Source organism: Ktedonobacter sp. SOSP1-52, assembly GCF_016587395.1.
On the sequence record NZ_BNJH01000005.1, the window covers coordinates 956,843 to 972,121 of the forward strand.

At 54.0% G+C, this 15,279-nt stretch carries 12 protein-coding genes and 2 pseudogenes; 11 read left to right on the forward strand and 3 right to left on the reverse strand.

All coding sequences use genetic code 11. The features are described from left to right. Window positions 1-31 precede the first annotated feature (31 nt). Window positions 32-325: pseudogene (locus JMJ16_RS56555) on the reverse strand (DDE-type integrase/transposase/recombinase); the annotation flags it as partial. A 386-nt stretch (window positions 326-711) separates the two neighbouring features. Between JMJ16_RS56555 and JMJ16_RS44690 the strand changes: the two are divergent. The 4 genes from JMJ16_RS44690 to JMJ16_RS44705 all read left to right on the forward strand — a co-directional run bounded on the left by JMJ16_RS44690 (window position 712) and on the right by JMJ16_RS44705 (window position 2,525). Beyond that, the gene (locus tag JMJ16_RS44690) at window positions 712-1,650 is read left to right on the forward strand and encodes an NADP-dependent oxidoreductase (RefSeq protein ID WP_201392157.1); all 939 of its coding nucleotides are present in this window, start codon (window positions 712-714) and stop codon (window positions 1,648-1,650) included. Between the two features lie 100 nt (window positions 1,651-1,750). After that, complete coding sequence (locus JMJ16_RS44695; protein WP_201392158.1) at window positions 1,751-1,951, forward strand: hypothetical protein; 201 nt, start codon at window positions 1,751-1,753, stop codon at window positions 1,949-1,951. Between the two features lie 17 nt (window positions 1,952-1,968). Next, on the forward strand, window positions 1,969-2,199 hold the full coding sequence (locus JMJ16_RS44700; RefSeq protein WP_201392160.1) for a transposase: 231 nt from the start codon (window positions 1,969-1,971) through the stop codon (window positions 2,197-2,199). Next, window positions 2,178-2,525, forward strand: a complete 348-nt coding sequence (locus JMJ16_RS44705) for a hypothetical protein (RefSeq protein WP_201392161.1) — start codon at window positions 2,178-2,180, stop codon at window positions 2,523-2,525. The genes JMJ16_RS44700 and JMJ16_RS44705 overlap by 22 nt, the downstream gene beginning before the upstream one ends. Before the next feature lie 4 nt (window positions 2,526-2,529). On the opposite strand, the gene JMJ16_RS57590 is transcribed toward JMJ16_RS44705, so the two are convergent. Both JMJ16_RS57590 and JMJ16_RS44715 read right to left on the reverse strand, forming a co-directional pair. After that, window positions 2,530-2,880 (reverse strand): transposase, encoded by a 351-nt coding sequence (locus JMJ16_RS57590; RefSeq protein WP_374229166.1) that lies wholly within the window; start codon window positions 2,878-2,880, stop codon window positions 2,530-2,532. A gap of 201 nt (window positions 2,881-3,081) precedes the next feature. Then, on the reverse strand, window positions 3,082-3,738 hold the full coding sequence (locus JMJ16_RS44715) for a DUF3841 domain-containing protein (protein ID WP_201392163.1): 657 nt from the start codon (window positions 3,736-3,738) through the stop codon (window positions 3,082-3,084). Between the two features lie 288 nt (window positions 3,739-4,026). Here JMJ16_RS44715 and JMJ16_RS44720 point away from each other — a divergent pair, with 288 nt between their 5' ends. The 7 genes and pseudogenes from JMJ16_RS44720 (at window position 4,027) to JMJ16_RS44750 (ending at window position 15,113) form a co-directional block, all read left to right on the forward strand. After that, window positions 4,027-4,206 (forward strand): hypothetical protein, encoded by a 180-nt coding sequence (locus JMJ16_RS44720; protein WP_201392164.1) that lies wholly within the window; start codon window positions 4,027-4,029, stop codon window positions 4,204-4,206. Between the two features lie 33 nt (window positions 4,207-4,239). Further along, window positions 4,240-4,957 (forward strand): annotated as a pseudogene (locus JMJ16_RS44725) (IS6 family transposase). A 495-nt stretch (window positions 4,958-5,452) separates the two neighbouring features. Further along, entirely contained in the window at window positions 5,453-8,704 is a 3,252-nt protein-coding gene (locus JMJ16_RS44730) for a LuxR C-terminal-related transcriptional regulator (protein WP_201392165.1), read from the forward strand. Window positions 8,705-8,894: 190 nt separating this feature from the next. After that, window positions 8,895-9,470: an NADPH-dependent FMN reductase gene (locus JMJ16_RS44735; RefSeq protein ID WP_201392166.1), complete on the forward strand. Its 576-nt coding sequence runs from the start codon at window positions 8,895-8,897 to the stop codon at window positions 9,468-9,470. 101 nt (window positions 9,471-9,571) lie between these two features. Then, window positions 9,572-10,813, forward strand: coding sequence for an MFS transporter (locus JMJ16_RS44740; RefSeq protein ID WP_201392167.1), 1,242 nt, complete (start codon window positions 9,572-9,574; stop codon window positions 10,811-10,813). 84 nt (window positions 10,814-10,897) lie between these two features. Then, the gene (locus tag JMJ16_RS44745; protein WP_236601977.1) at window positions 10,898-11,614 is read left to right on the forward strand and encodes an N-acyl homoserine lactonase family protein; all 717 of its coding nucleotides are present in this window, start codon (window positions 10,898-10,900) and stop codon (window positions 11,612-11,614) included. Window positions 11,615-11,906: 292 nt separating this feature from the next. Next, window positions 11,907-15,113 carry a LuxR C-terminal-related transcriptional regulator gene (locus JMJ16_RS44750; protein WP_201392168.1) on the forward strand — a complete coding sequence of 1,069 codons (3,207 nt, stop codon included), beginning with the start codon at window positions 11,907-11,909 and terminating at the stop codon, window positions 15,111-15,113. Window positions 15,114-15,279 lie beyond the last annotated feature (166 nt).

A 15,279-nucleotide genomic window follows, 5' to 3' on the forward strand; every position in this document is an offset into this window, starting at 1 on the left:
AAAAGAAACCCAATCTCGCTTTGACCAACCACTTGAGAACGCGGTGGTTTTGCTCGATCAGGTTTTTGAGGTATTTGCTTTGCCGAGGCTCACAAGAAGCGGCAAGATCCCCAGCTGCTTGCATTTCCTTGAGGGCTTTGGGATAGGCCGCATTTTTGTCAACGGTGATCACGCGGGGAGTTCCCGTGTGGGAGGCGACAAGGGCTTTTGCGAAGAAACGCTTGGCGGCCTGAGCGTCGCGAGTGGCACTCAGATGGAACTCCAGCGTCTTTCCCTGAGAATCCACTGCATGGTACAGATACATCCACACCCCTTTCACCTTCACAGAGGTCTCATCTACCCGCCACGAGTCGGTCGTCCTTCTCAGATGCGGACGGCAGCGCTTCTCTCACTGGGGTGCGTAGTGCTGCACCCAGCGCTAAATCGTGGTATGGTCCACCAAGAGTCCCCATTCGGCCATGATGCGCTTCCAGATCTCGATAGCTGATGATGCAGGCACAATGGAGATGCCCAGGTTCGCAGCCACCAGTCCAAGCTGCATACGAATGTCAGGAATCTCTTGTGTGATGTGCGGATTGAAGCCGCAGAGCTGAATGATCCGGTCGTAAAAAAATGCGAGGCCTGGCGCTGGCAAAAAAAGAACGATTCATTGCTCAGGGAACGGACCGGGACGGATGTCTGTGCAGCGAGGGATGCTGTAAAGCCATACAAATGCATACCTATGGAGGCCCTGAGGTCTTAGTGTATGAGGAGGTCCCACGTTCCCGAGTTGCACCAGGCGAGGTGCTGATTCGTATCGCTGCTGTGGGTGTCAACCCCAGCGACTGGCGAACACGTACAGGACATGCGGATATTCCAGAGGATCTCCGGCCGCCAAGGCACGCTCTGCCTTTGATCCTGGGCCATGATGTCTCGGGCATCATTGAGGCGGTTGGACCGGAAGTCACGGCGTTCCATGAGGGCAACGCTGTCTATGGGATGATTCACTTTCCCGGTGGTGGTGGGGCCTACGCGGAATATGTAGCGATAGATGCAAAAGACCTGGCTCCCAAACCGGTAACCATCGACCATCTTCAGGCAGCAGCAGTCCCGACGGTGGCGTTAACGGCCTGGCAAGCGCTCTTTGTGCATGCGAACCTGGAGGCTGGACAAACCATTCTGGTGAATGGAGTAGCCGGTGGGGTCGGTCATTTTGCCGTCCAACTGGCGAAGGCCAAAGGAGCGCGGGTCATCGGTGTCGCCTCGGGACGCAATGCGGCATTTCTGCGCGAACTGGGCGTCGATCACTTCATTGACTACACTGCCACTCCCGTGGAAAAAGCCGCGCATGATGTGGATCTGGTCGTGGACACGGTAGGTGGTGAGCAGGGGGACCGCCTGCTGGATGTGCTGGGGCGCGGTGGCAAGTTGATCGCCGTTTTCCTGGGCCAGTACTCTGCTGAACACGCTGCCAAGGCTGGTGTGATCGCACAGCTTTTCCAGGTGCGTCCAAATGCGGCGCACCTGATCGAAATCGGTGGCCTGATCGATGCCGGACGTGTGCGGGTGGCAGTCGAAGCGGTTCTCCCCCTGGCGCAGGCGAGCAAGGCGCATGAACTGAGCGAAAATCACCATGTCCGCGGGAAGATTGTCCTGCGCGTTGCAGAATAACGTCGTTGCGCGAAACGTTTGCCTTACCTTGAATGGCTGTCATGGGAAGTCGATGGCGATGTGCCGCAGGCAGCCTTTTGCGTCTCGATCAGAGATGGAGATGCAACTGGCCACCTTTGCCGAATTGCGTGAGACCAGAGGACGAACCTGTAGTGTCTCAGATGCGAAATTCCGAGAGTTGCAACGCCTGGCTGCGCACAGTATTGGGAGCAAAGATCCTGCTTGCGTCAATGGCTTGGTTTTTGAGCAAAAGCAACTCATCACAGCGCTCAAACCTCTGGGGAGCATCTGGAGCAGCTAGAGCAAGAGATTGTGCAGGTGGTCGAAAGGTCACGCGAGGGGAAGATTCTCACCTCTATTCCTGGTATTGGACCGCAAGCCGCTGCGACGCTCATTGCGACCATTGGGAGCATCGCCAACTTTGAGCGCCCAGCTCAGCTGAAATCCTATTTCGGTTGGGTTCCCAAAATCGCTCAATCAGGATCAACGCTGAATTGGAGCCGTCTTACTACGCGTGGAGTACGTGCATGCGGCAAACAGTGTATTTGATCGTGTGGAGGGCCATTCAGTGGGACGCTGACTGGAAGGAGATCTATGCGCGCTTGGTGGCACACAAGTGCCGTGTGGATGAGAGAACGCGCCGCCTGATTGGACGAGAGAAAGTGATTGGGCGGCTGGCCGGACAAATGACCTCGGTCATCTATGTCTTGCTCAAAAAGGATCAGGAACTGCTTGCGCACCTGGCACCTGGAGCGAGGCCGCCAGAGCCTCAACTGTATGATTCCAATCTGCATCGCAAGCATCGGACGGGATACTATCAATCGTTCAGGCCTGGAGAAAAGTCATCAGGGGAAATTCAGCTTCCCACAAATTAACTCATCAGGCAGAGATTCTACGTGAGTTTTTTAAGATATCGCGCTCCTGCCGTGTCATTTCCAGTTCCCGCTTCAGGCGACGGAGTTCTTCTTCCTGTTGCGTCTGATGACCACTACCTGGGAAGGCTTGAGAACCCTGTCGCGCAAATTCCTTACACCAATGGTGCAACGTACTGTCGGCAATGCCTAGATCGCGGGCAACTTGGGCCTGGGACCTTCCGCTCCTCTCCGCAAATTGCACGGCTTCAAGTTTGAACTCCTTCGTAAAGGTGCGCTGTTCTTTTGAGACATGATGCCCTCCCTGTGGAGACTCTCTTCCAAGTTTATCTCCTCTGGGAAAGTCAGTTAAGCCCACGCAGCCTGCGCCGCATTTTTGGTATGAGAGGAAGAAGAACCCATTGGAGAGGGGAAGCGAACCAGAGTTGCCATGTCGTCAGTATGTGGGGGCCTGGAAGCTTCACGTGAGATTGGAGTATAAGCGGGCAAGGAGTGTTGCTTGTGTGTCTTGACGTCAGCGCTTGTACCTGTAGCAATCCTCATATTCCACGCGTCATCATCATCTGCTGGTAAACAGAGTGACTTCCCGGATCTGATCGAGGGAGAGTTGCCAGAAGCTTGCCTGGATCGCTTTTTCGTCTCGGGTTTGGTTGCCGAGCCAGTCGGGGTGTCCAACGCCATCCAGATCGAAGATGCGTTGCCAGCTCTCGAGAATCCTCTGATGGAACACCGGATCGGAGAGGGGTCCTAATGGCATGTACGTGAGGCCATCCGCCGCTAATTCGGCCTCAAAAGCTTCCTCTTCTGCTTGGCTGAGGGAGAGATATCCATAGTTGAGTGCATGATGCCAGAGCAGAAAATCGGAGAGCAGCATCTGATCGTCGGGGATCTCGCAGGCGAGACGAACTCCCTTTGTGCCTGGAGCAAGATGGCCGGAACTGCGAAGATCTGGCTTGCGATGGGTGACATCTCTCCACTGAAACCAAGCCCACAACGGAGAGATGTTTGGTTTGGGCCTCTTACCAATACCTCTCTCCATCTGCTCGGCAATCCATTGGTAGGCAGTTTGCCATTGCCAAGACTCAGTCACTCGATTGATGAGATCTGGTCCAGGCCCATATATGAAGCCATCTTGTTGGAGTTTTTCCCATACCTGAAGAGATTGAATCGTCCAAACCAGCATCAATGCATTCCCTTTCTTTAGCAGTTTCTTCATAGACTCCAGGCTACCATGAAGGCCATTGCTGACGCAAGTGAGTGACCCAACCTGGGCGTCTCGCTTTGAGATTGGCAGAGTAGATGGAGGAAGGGGGGATCAACTGGGAAGCGTGGATGTGCCAGAACGGGAGAGGGTGGGAGTAGGTGGCTGCCTGAGGGACATCTCTTCTCTGGTCTCCCGTGTTCATGGTTGACTCGATCCTTGAGCATGAGAAAAGAGGTAATGTAGAATAGTACTGGCTAAATGTCCATGATAACTCTCATAAGTTTGTGAAAGGAAGATACGATGGCCACAGCCCTCGCAAAGCAAGTCGCGACCTGCAACCGGCGATCTCGGGAGAGAGGACTGGTAGGCACCCTGACAACACTCGATTGGCAACGGACGCTGAATTTTTTTGATCAACTGTGTGCTGCATATTGCGTTACCGCTGTGGCATGGACCATTGACCAGGTATTGTCAACTTGACGATAGAGCTGAAAAATGTGTTAAAGTAGCTCTATGAAAACAACTCCCATTGCTCCCAATTACAAAGGTTACCGCTTCCCGCCTGAAATCATCAGCCATGCGGTATGGCTCTATTTTCGTTTCTCACTCAGTTTTCGTGATGTCGAAGAGCTTTTGGCACAACGCGGGATCATTGTGAGCTATGAAACGGCCCGGCAATGGTGTTTGAAGTTTGGGCAGATCTATGCCAATGAGTTGCGTCGCTGCCGGCCCTCACTGTGGCGACAAGTGGCATATGGATGAAATGGGACTCACCATTCGTGGCAAGAAACACATTCTCTGGCGAGCAGTGGATCAGGACGGCAATGTGCTCGACATTCTCGCCCAAAATCGACGGAACAAACACGTGACGAAATGCTTCTTCCGGAAGCTCCTCAAGGGGCTCCAATACGTCCCTCGCGTCATTATCACCGATAAACTCAGAAGTTATGAGGCGGCGAAACGCGAGATCCTCCCTAGTGTGGAGCATCGGCAGCACAAACGCTTGAATAATCGAGCGGAAAACTCACACCAATCCACACGACTGCGTGAAAAGAAGATGCGGCGGTTTAAATCAGCCAGACACGCGCAGCGCTTTCTTTCGGCCTTTGGTCCCATTGCCGGACATTTCCAACTACGAAGGCATCATTTGGGAGCCGGGAAATACCGTGTCATTTTGCTGGGCCGATTCCAGCAATGGAATGAGGTAGCTGGAGTCAAACAAGTTGTATAAGTATACAGATCTCGTCACTTCTTATTGCCCTCCAACACTTTTCTCGTTATAGCTCATCAGCATATTCCGTTTGTATACATAAGTTGACAATACCTCCTAGCGATATCGTGGGGCTGCCCAGCCTCCTTGGACATACCTCCCTCGACACCACGAGAAGCTATAGCCAACCAACGATTGAGCAACTTTCGACACGAGCCGAACAATTGCCTCACAATGCCTACAGTGAATAATAATCGAACGAACGCTTTTCACCATTTGCACAAAAAAGCGTTCAGGTCCGTCGTTATGCACTGAACGTGTGTCAGTCTTTGCACTTCCCACCGTTGTGAGGAATCACATCAGGCAAAGACACGCACCGCGCTGAAGAGGAAACACTTGCGTTGGCTGAACAGCGTGGCGATAAAGTTCTCCAACGTGTGGTATACTGTTGGAGAACTTTGGGGAAACAATGGTTCCTCACACCTTGACGAGAAAGATGGAAGCACTATTTGCTCTATGGCACGATCAACCCCTACTGTAAGTGATGCCACGCTTTTTGTGCGTGAAGAAGCACAAGGTATCTCCATAGCGGTTGGATCAGAACGTTGGTTTGAGTGGTTGGAGCAGCAAACGTCCACGATCTTCTCCTTTCAGGCACTCCATGGTTCGTACACCGCACGCAAAGAACGCATTGGCAATCATCGGGGAGGGTGGTATTGGAAAGCCTATCGCAAGTCTGAAGGAAAATTGTATCGGGCGTATCTGGGAAAGTCAGAAGATCTGACTCTGGCACGACTGAGTGAGATTGCCTTGATCTTAGCCACACGCATACACACAGAGACAGCCAAAACGCAGCATCTTTCTCCCCAGTATTCTTCCCACCTGCCTGCTGGTGTCTCGGTGATGCCGCTGCTGGAAACCAAATTGCATCCTCCCCGGCTCCCGGCCCTCCTCATCGAACGTTCTCGTCTGCTGACGCTGCTTGCTGGAGAGCAGAAACTAACGCTGGTGCAGGCGCCAGCAGGCTTTGGCAAAACCACGCTCGCCACTCAATGGGTTACCCAACGCCAAGCCGCTGGCGGCGTCATCGCTTGGCTCTCTCTCGACGCTGGAGATAACGACCCGATCCGTTTCTGGTCCTCCTTGATTACTGCGTGCCAGATCTTCCATGCCCAGGTCGGGCAGATGGCGCTCGCACAGCTTTCTCGGATCTCTCGTTCACCTTTCTCTTCCTCGCCGCTGGAAACAGTGCTGACCTTTCTGCTTAATGATCTAGCAGGATTGGACTCGCCTGGAGTTTTGATTCTGGAGGACTATCACTGTATCGAGCACCCGCGTGTCCACGAAACGCTGACCTTTTTCATCGAGCATCTGCCCAGCGCTCTGCAGGTGGTGCTCCTGACACGCCGTATCCCATCTTTGCCTCTGACGCGTTGGCGAGCTGGTGGCGATCTAAGAGAAGTCACGAGCGGCCAGTTGCGCTTCGATGCTGCGGAAACTGATGCTTTTTTGCAGCAGGTGCTTCACTCGAGGGAGGGATTCGTGCCACCGATCCACATGCCCGAGGCCCTCCTCAGGCTTTCCACCCACCTGGAAGGTTGGGCCGCTGGTCTCCGTTTGCTCGCCCTCAGCGTGCAAAACCACATGGCGGAGCAGACCATCGAGGATGCGCTGACGCAATTTCGCCTGGATGCCGCCACGGATCACGCCCAGCGTTCTATTCAGGAGTATTTTCTGAGTGAGATCCTCGCCGTCCAACCAGAACCGCTCCAACGTTTCTTGCTTCAGACCAGTATCCTCAGCCGCCTCACTGGTTCTCTCTGTGATGTCGTGACTGGCGGACACGAGAGCGCCGAGTGGTTAGCCACGGCTGAGCGTTCGGGCTTCTTTCTGGAGGCGTTGGAGAGCGAGGCATTTCATCATACCGAAGGGGCGCAGGTTGACCGTCCCCAGACCTCGCGGGTGTGGTATCGTTATCATTCCCTCTGGGCTTCAACTATAAGGGCCGAGGCGGCCCGCCACCTGGGTGAGAAAACCATGCATAGCCTAGCCCTCAAAGCCTCCCACTGGTATGAAGCGCACGCCATGTTGGTAGAAGCCATAGACACCGCCCTCTCGGCCCAAGAATTCGAGCGTGCGGCCCTTCTCATCGCCAGATTCAATGAGGACGCCTCTTTCCGCGAGCACCACACGCTGTTGGGTTGGCTGAAACAACTCCCCGATCCGCTCTTGCGAAGCCACCCGACGCTGTGTTTCTGCGCCGCCTATACAGAACTCATGAGTGAAGGCGCCACTTCTCAGCTAGCGCAACATCGGATAGAAGGGTTGTTTCAGACGGCGGAGGAAGGCTGGCGAAAGCGAGGAGATCTGGAGAAGATCGGCATGCTCCTGGCCTTTCGTGCTGCTGTGGCATTGCTTGGCGGGTATCTCGCGCAAGCCGCCGTCTACGCCCGCCAGTCGCTCCACATCCCGTCTCTGGGAGCAGAGGGTGCACCAGTGGGAGATCAGAGCCAGAGCCACCGTCTGGAGTGGGCCGATTGGCGCTGTAGCAGCCTGATGATCCTGGGGATGGAAGCCATGCACAACGGTTTCTTTGAGCCAGCACATTCGTTGCTTGTGCAAGCCTATGCTCTCAGCTTGAAGGGGTCTGACCGCGTGCTCTCAGCCGTTCTCAGTGGATTACTGAGCGAGGTGTGTATCGAACTAGGGGAATTGCATCAAGCCGCCTTCTACTGTCAGCAGACGCCTATGCAGCCTGTTCATCTGGTGGACGTTCAGGATGAGAAGAGAGGGGTTTTACGACATGCCAACGCGACCTGGGGACAGATCCGGCTGGCCTATGAGTGGAATCAGACTGATCAGGCGGAACAACTGGTTCGGGAGGCCTCCTTCGAGCGATCCGGTGGGCCTTTCGCCTCCTGGGAAGAAAGAACACATGTGAAATTCGAGCTTGGGAGACTGCTTGCCTTGCGTCTTGGTGGAGATGACTCTGGGGTGCGAGCCGCTCTGTCCGCACTCCTGGCAGACCTGGCTACCACTCCCAGGGCGTTCCCATTCATCAGCGAAGTTCGCATCTGGCAAACGCGTTGGCACATCTGGGATGGAGACCTGGCTGGAGCCGAACGTACGCTGGCCCTGCTCGCGCAGTCGGAACAAGCGTTGTCATTATTGCAACAAGAGACCTTTCACCTGTTGCATGTCCGCCTGCATCTTGCGCGGGGGGAGGCAGAAGCCGCTCTTCCCCTGCTTGAGCATTCCCTCTCAGATGCACAGGCCCGCCGCCACTTCGCTCGTATCGTAGAAATCCAACTACTCATCGCCCTTGCCTATGCCGCCCGCAAGCAGGGACAGGAGGCCCGACGCCAGATCACGCTGACCCTTGCCCAGACGCGCAACGAGGGCTTTCGGCGCCTCTTTCTGGATGAAGGGGAACCGCTGGCCGTTCTTCTCCGCCAGGTTTTGCCCACTTTGACGGAGAAGCCTCTGCGTACCTATGTCCAGAGCCTTCTCTCCGCATTCACCCACGCCCTGTCTTCCCATGCCAAACATGTGCATACAATAGAGGGTTTGCCGCTCGAACCGCTCTCTACGCAGGAACAGCGAGTGCTCACGCTGCTCGTCGCCGGACGCAGCAACCCGGAGATCGCCGATATCCTGGTCATTTCCGTCAATACCGTCAAGGGGCACGTCAAAAATCTCTACCGCAAACTGGGCGTGAACAACCGCATGCAGGCCAGTGCGGTCGCCCGATGTGCCCGACTTGTCTAGCACCAGTTCCCCCATCTTCCGTACTTCGACCTACTGAAGACAATTGTCAGGAGCCGCTCCCCAACCTCCGAGAACCACCCACAACCACCCACCAAACAACCCACTTGGAGGGTGTGTGCCCACCCTGTTGCCCTCTATACTCAGAGCCGTGATGCATTAAGACGTTCTGAGAGAAGGAAAGGAGTCTCACGTGATACAGATTGCCATTATTATTGGAAGCACTCGTCCAGGTCGCAATGGAGAGGCCGTAGCCCGCTGGGTCCACGAGGTTGCAGCGAGGCGCAGTGATGCTCAGTTTGAGCTTGTGGATCTCAAAGATTTTAATCTGCCGCACCTCGACGAGGTGATGCCAGCAGCTACAGGGCAGTACCGTCAGCCGCACACCAGTGCCTGGTCCAACAAGATTGATCCCTTCGATGCCTATATCTTCGTGACGCCTGAATACAATCATGGGCCGTCAGGCGTGTTGAAGAACGCAGTTGATTATCTCTACAAGGAGTGGAACAACAAGGCGGCAGGATTTGTCGGCTATGGGGCCAATGGCGGAACGCGAGCAGTGGAGCATTTGCGACTGATGATGGGGGGATTGCAAGTTGCCGACGTCAGCGCTCAGGTGAGTCTCTCGATCACAAGCGATTTCGAGGACTATAGGACCTTTCGGCCGCGCCCCCATCAGGAGGCATCGCTTCACGCTATGCTTGATCAGGTGATTGTCTGGGGGAATGCGTTGAAGGTCCTGCGCCAGGCGCCCGCCCAGATTGTGTAATAAACGTACGTCACAAGAAGAGGGATATGGTGAAAAACGATGGAGAAGGCTGAAAAAGATTCGATGAGCCGGGTATGTGCATCGAAGAAGGAGAGAGCTGTATGCGTCGATGGAGTGCTGTGATTGTGCTTGGACTCACGATCTTTATGACGACCGTTGATATGAGCATTGTGACGCTGGCGTTACCAGCGATGGGGCAGACATTTCGGCAGACGGACGAAGCCATGTCGGCTGTCCTCCTCAGCTACTTGATTCCTTCAACGCTGTTGTTGATCCCGTCTGGCTTGGTGGTGACGCGCTGGCAGCCGCTGCCAACGTTTTTAGGTGCAATCGGGGGATTTGCGGGGGCAAGTGTGCTCTGTGCGCTTGCTCCCTCCTTTGAACTCTTACTGATTGGCCGCGCTCTACAGGGGACGATTGGGGCGTTGTTGGGAACACAGGGGTTGCCGGTTGTGGCGGCAGTGATTAAGCCGCAGGAGCGTGGACGAGCGATGGGCATTCTCGGAGCGATGGGGCCGTTGGGCGCGATCACGGGGCCGGGGATTGGGGGTCTCTTGCTCTCAACCTGGGGATGGCCTGTGATCTTCCTAATCAATGTCCCAGTGAGCCTGCTGGCGGCTGGCCTGGCCCTGTATAGTCTTCGCCGCGTGACTCTGAGTACAACCCGCGTCAGTGGTCTGGACCAGATGCGCTCTTTGTTGGGCCAGAGACGCTTTCTTGCTGTCTCTCTGACGCTCCTGGCCTTCAGTTCGGCGAGTGGTGCGCTCTCCTATCTCTTACCGTTTGCCTTGCAGGATATTCATCACCTGAATTCGGCGCTGGCTGGCCTGACATTGCTCGTTCCGTCGCTCGGCATGGCGGTCATGGGTCCACTGGGCGGGTATCTGGTTGACCGTTGTGGCGTTCGCCTGCTCATGCCTGTAGGATGGATGGTGACGCTGCTAGGATTGTTGGCATTGCTGCTTGTCATTGCGACACCTACCAGTGTCTTCAATCTCGATTGGCGCTTACTCCTGATTGGCCTGGGCAATAGCGTGGCCTATATCCCACTGCTGACGCTCTTGATGTCCGTTGGTCCGCGTTCGACGCTAGGATCTGCCAGTGCCCTCTCTGGCGTGACCCGTCAGCTCGGATTTACCTGCGGCCCGCTGCTGGTCAGTGTGCTCTGGTCCTGGCAGATCGCTGCCAGCTCCGCAGAACGGATGAGAAGTAGTATGTTGCTCTTGATAGGGCTTGTTCTTGTGGGTTTCATCAGTACGCTTATTGCGGTACGCGGATTGTCATCGTCACAGCTGTCTATTCCAGATTCAGCAAAAGAACCCGCTTCCAGCGGGCAGCTCTGATCATTGTGCCTTGCGAGGAAGAGCAATCAATGCCCTCCCCCTGAGAGAGGGGAGAGCAAAAACATGTGTATGAAGGAGTCCTCAATGAAACTGTATTGCATGAAACTTGGCTGGATCGTTCCCTTTCATCTTCCCATCACCGGCTATCTTGTCCAGACTGATGACGGTCTCAATATTTTGGTGGATACTGGCATTTCCCGTCATTTCATTGAAACTCACTCGTTTCACGGGCAACCATTCGCGCGTATGGGCGAAGCAGAAGACGTGGTAAACCAGCTTGCCAGGGTAGGACTGGCTCCCCACGACATCCATCTTCTGATCAGCTCACACTTTGATCCTGACCATGCAGGCAATCTGACAGCGTTTTCCAGGGCACACATCGTAGTACAGCGCCGCCAGTATCTTGTGGCGAAAGAAGGAACCATTGTACGTCAGGAAGCGCTTCGTTCTCAGTGGGATGCTCCAGAACTGCGGTATCAATTGGTCGATGGAGATACGACGTTGCTGCCGGGAATCGAACTGATTGAAACCAGCGGGCATTCCCCAGGACACCAGTCGGTCCTCGTGCGCTTACCACAAAAAGGGCCAGTTCTGCTCGCCATTGACGCTATTCCGTCCGCCGGTTGCCTGGACCCAGACACCCGTCCTCTGACCCCGTTTGACATGGATGAAGAAGAGGTGCGAGCCAGTACACGCAAGCTGATTGCTCTTGCCGAAAGAGAGCGTGTGACCTTGATCGTTCACGGGCATGATCGTGAACAGTGGCAACAATTGAAGCTCCTTCCTGAATGCTACACCTAATCGCTCTAGGGGCAGTTCGAGAAGCACTCGTATATTGGTGTCGAAGGGTCTTTTACTGCTCACAAAGCGCGAGCGGGAAATCGCGTTCACCATTGTCTCATGTTAGGCTTCTCTCTCCAATGCTCACGGCAGAATTATTGAAATAATTAAGATGCATGCGCTCCCCTACTTCTTTTACCAATCAGGGCGTATCTTCGCGCAGAACGACATGCGGCTTGTATGCTCCTGGTGACTCTGTTATACTTCCTCCTGTTGGGGGTGTTGGGGGAATACAAACAAAAAGGACACCTGCATGCAGCCAAAGCATTCTTCGTATGTGCTGGCCTGGTCTCCCCAAGACCGCGTCTATGAGCTTCTTCTGAATGGCACACTGCAACAGCGATTTCGCGTAGATGATGAGCAAGCATGGCAGAACTGGTTGAAACCCCAGACCAGTTTTGCTTTTCGAGGGCAACACGGCCATCTTTCTCTCCTGAAAGAAGCCCGCTCGCGTGGTGATGGATACTGGTATGCCTATGCCTATCGAAATCACCACAAACAGAAACGCTATCTTGGCACCACCAGAGCACTGACGCTGGCCCATTTAGAAGAAACGGGCACCACGCTTTGCCACCAGGACACATACTCTCTCATGGCAACTGAGAGCAAAGCTCAAACAGCAAACACTTCAGTTTCGCCCCCCTTTTTCTCGGCTCCTACGCCGTTCCCTGACGTCTTGCTTTTGCCGAAGCTTGTACCACCTCGTTTGCCTTCTACGCTCGTCATGCGTGCGCGTCTCTTCAACTACCTGGAACAAGCCAGGACACATCCGCTCACGCTCCTCTCAGCCTCTGCCGGATCTGGCAAAACGACATTACTTTCGGCATGGGTGGCCCATATTCCATTGCCATTTTCTCGCTTCGCATGGCTTTCGCTAGATGAACGGGATAATGACCCGGCCCATTTTTGGGCCTATATCATCGCGGCCCTACGTGTGCATTCTGGCGTCGCCTCACAGCGTCAGCCAGAACCAGGAGAAACGGCGTTGACCATGCTCTACTCTCCTCAGCCACCAGACTTGCTCGTTATCCTGACATCACTGATTAACGATCTGACGATCAGTCGGGAGAAGATTGTGTTGGTGCTAGATGACTATCACGTCATCGACGATCCCGCTATCATTGACTCACTTCAGTTCTTGCTAGAGCACCTTCCACCAAATCTCCATGTGATTCTGGCGGGGCGCAGTGACCCGCCGCTGCATCTGACGCGTTTGCGCGCACGAGGACAGATGATCGAGATACGAGATCAGGACTTACGCTTTACCCGAACCGAGACCGAGCATTTTCTCGCTCAAACAACGTGCCTTCCTCTGACGGATGCGGAGGTCGATGTACTCGAACAACGTTCTGAAGGCTGGATTGCTGGTTTACAACTGGCGGCACTCGCTATGCGTACACGGAGTGATCGCGCGACGTTTATCCAACAGTTCAACGGCAACCAACGCTTTATTTTGGAGTATATGCAAGAAGAAATTCTGCAGCACCAGCCTCCGGAAGTACAAGATTTTCTCGTGAAGACAGCTATCCTTGCTCGCTTGCATGCTTCGCTCTGTCAACATGTCCTTGGAGGCACTACCGAACTCGCTTGCCAGCACATGCTCACGGCGTTGGAGAAAACCAATCTCTTCCTCACCTCTCTTGATGAGGAACAGCGTTGGTATCGTTTCCATAGCCTCTTTCGAGATGTGCTTCAGGCACGCTTGCAAGCTCTCTACCCCGATTTTGTACCTACCTTACATCAGCGTGCGGCACGATGGTACACCCAACAGGGAGATATATATACGGCGATTGTTCATGCACTTACGGGAAGCGATTACACCTTTGCCGCGACTTTGATGGAGCAGTCTTCTGCGCAAATGTGGCTCAATGGGAAAGGAACCACATTATATACCTGGATTACGCAATTGCCCGACGAAATACTACTTGCTCATGCCAATCTCGCGCTCACATCAGTCCTACATCTTTTTTTTCTGGCCTACTATGCTTCAGATGAACAATGGCATCAGGCTGCTAGCAGAGCAGAGCAGATTACTGAGCGCATTGAAACACTTTTAGAGCGTCAAGACGTGATTCTCTCGCCAGAGGAAGATAGCTTGCTCCATAATCGCCTCGCATTCCTGCATAGCTGGCTCGCCAGCAGAGAGATATATGTCCAGGGAAAGCTCGCTCAAATGCAAGAGCTTATTGTCAGGATGTTGGAGCTTGTCAGAGAAGATGCTGTTGTGTGGCAAATGTTCCCGGTCTCTGCCTTATCTCTTTTTCAGACCAATCAAACGACTTTCATTCCTCTCTATTCCAAATTGCAGCAGCAGGCAGAGCAAGAAAAGCATGGCTATGAAGTGGCCTGGTGCATGTACCTGCTCAGTCGAGCATATCATCAAAATGGGCAACTGCATCTAGCTTATCACATCAACCTGGATGCGTTGCAACGCTTGCAGCAGGTGGGAAAGGCGAGATCGATGTTTGGGTATGTTCATCTGCATCTGGCTCGATTTCATTGGACACGGAATCAACTTGTGGAGGCTCAAAGCCACCTGGAGACTGCATTACAGTTTGCTCAGACCTGGCAACATATAGAATTACAAATTGTGGGCTATTGTCAGCTTATCCCGCTTCTCATTGCCGAGGGGAAACAGGCAGAGGCTGCAAAGGCGCTTATGGAGGCGGAACTTCTCAGCCGACAGGGGTCGTGGAGGTGGCATCGTGTGTGCTTAGGGTTCGCTCAGACCCGCCTCTGGCTTTCTGAAGGCAAGCTAGACGCGGCAAAACGCTGGGTGGCTTACTGCGACCTTGATCCACAGAGCCGCGCATTCTACACCGATCCGGCGTCCATTGAACATTTCATGCTGCCTCTCATACAGGTCTATTTAGCGACAGGGAGAGATAACGACGCTCACGAACTGCTGACTTCATTGCTTCTCCATGTGGAGCGAAACCAGGATACATGGAACGTGATACATATCCTGGCGCTACAAGTCCTCGTGTGGCAGACTTCCGGCGAGTTTGCGCGAGCACAAGAGCGCGCACTCCATCTGCTCCAATTGGCCGAGCCAGCAGACTACCTCCGTGTCTATCTGGATATAGGTGCCCCTATGCAACAGGTGCTTCAGAAAATTTTGCATGACGTTAAGGTGCCACTGAAGCAGCAACACCCCCAGATTTCTCTCGATGCTCTCAAGACCCTCCTGGTGGCCTTCGAGCAACAGATGAATGGTCAGCACATCCTTGCGGGCCAGCCTCCTAGCTCATTTTCCAGGTCATCTCTTGCCACTCTCACCGCTCGCGAACAAGAGGTGTTACATCTACTGGCACAGGGAGCCACCAACCAGGATATTGCTAATGAGCTTGTCATTGCATTGGCAACGGTGAAGAAGCATGTCACGAATATATTGAATAAACTAGGAGCTGAGAATCGCATACAGGCCATCGCTCGTGCTCGCGATTCCAGGCTCCTCTAGCACAATTAACATCGGCATCCCTTCTCCTGCTCTACTTCTTCAGGATTATTATACTTCCACCCCCAACCTTTGGGACATTTACACCTCAAGAGGTATTCTTTCGGCTACCAACGAGCACACAGCTTTTCTCTATACTCTGCATAAGCAAGAACAAAAGTGAACATCT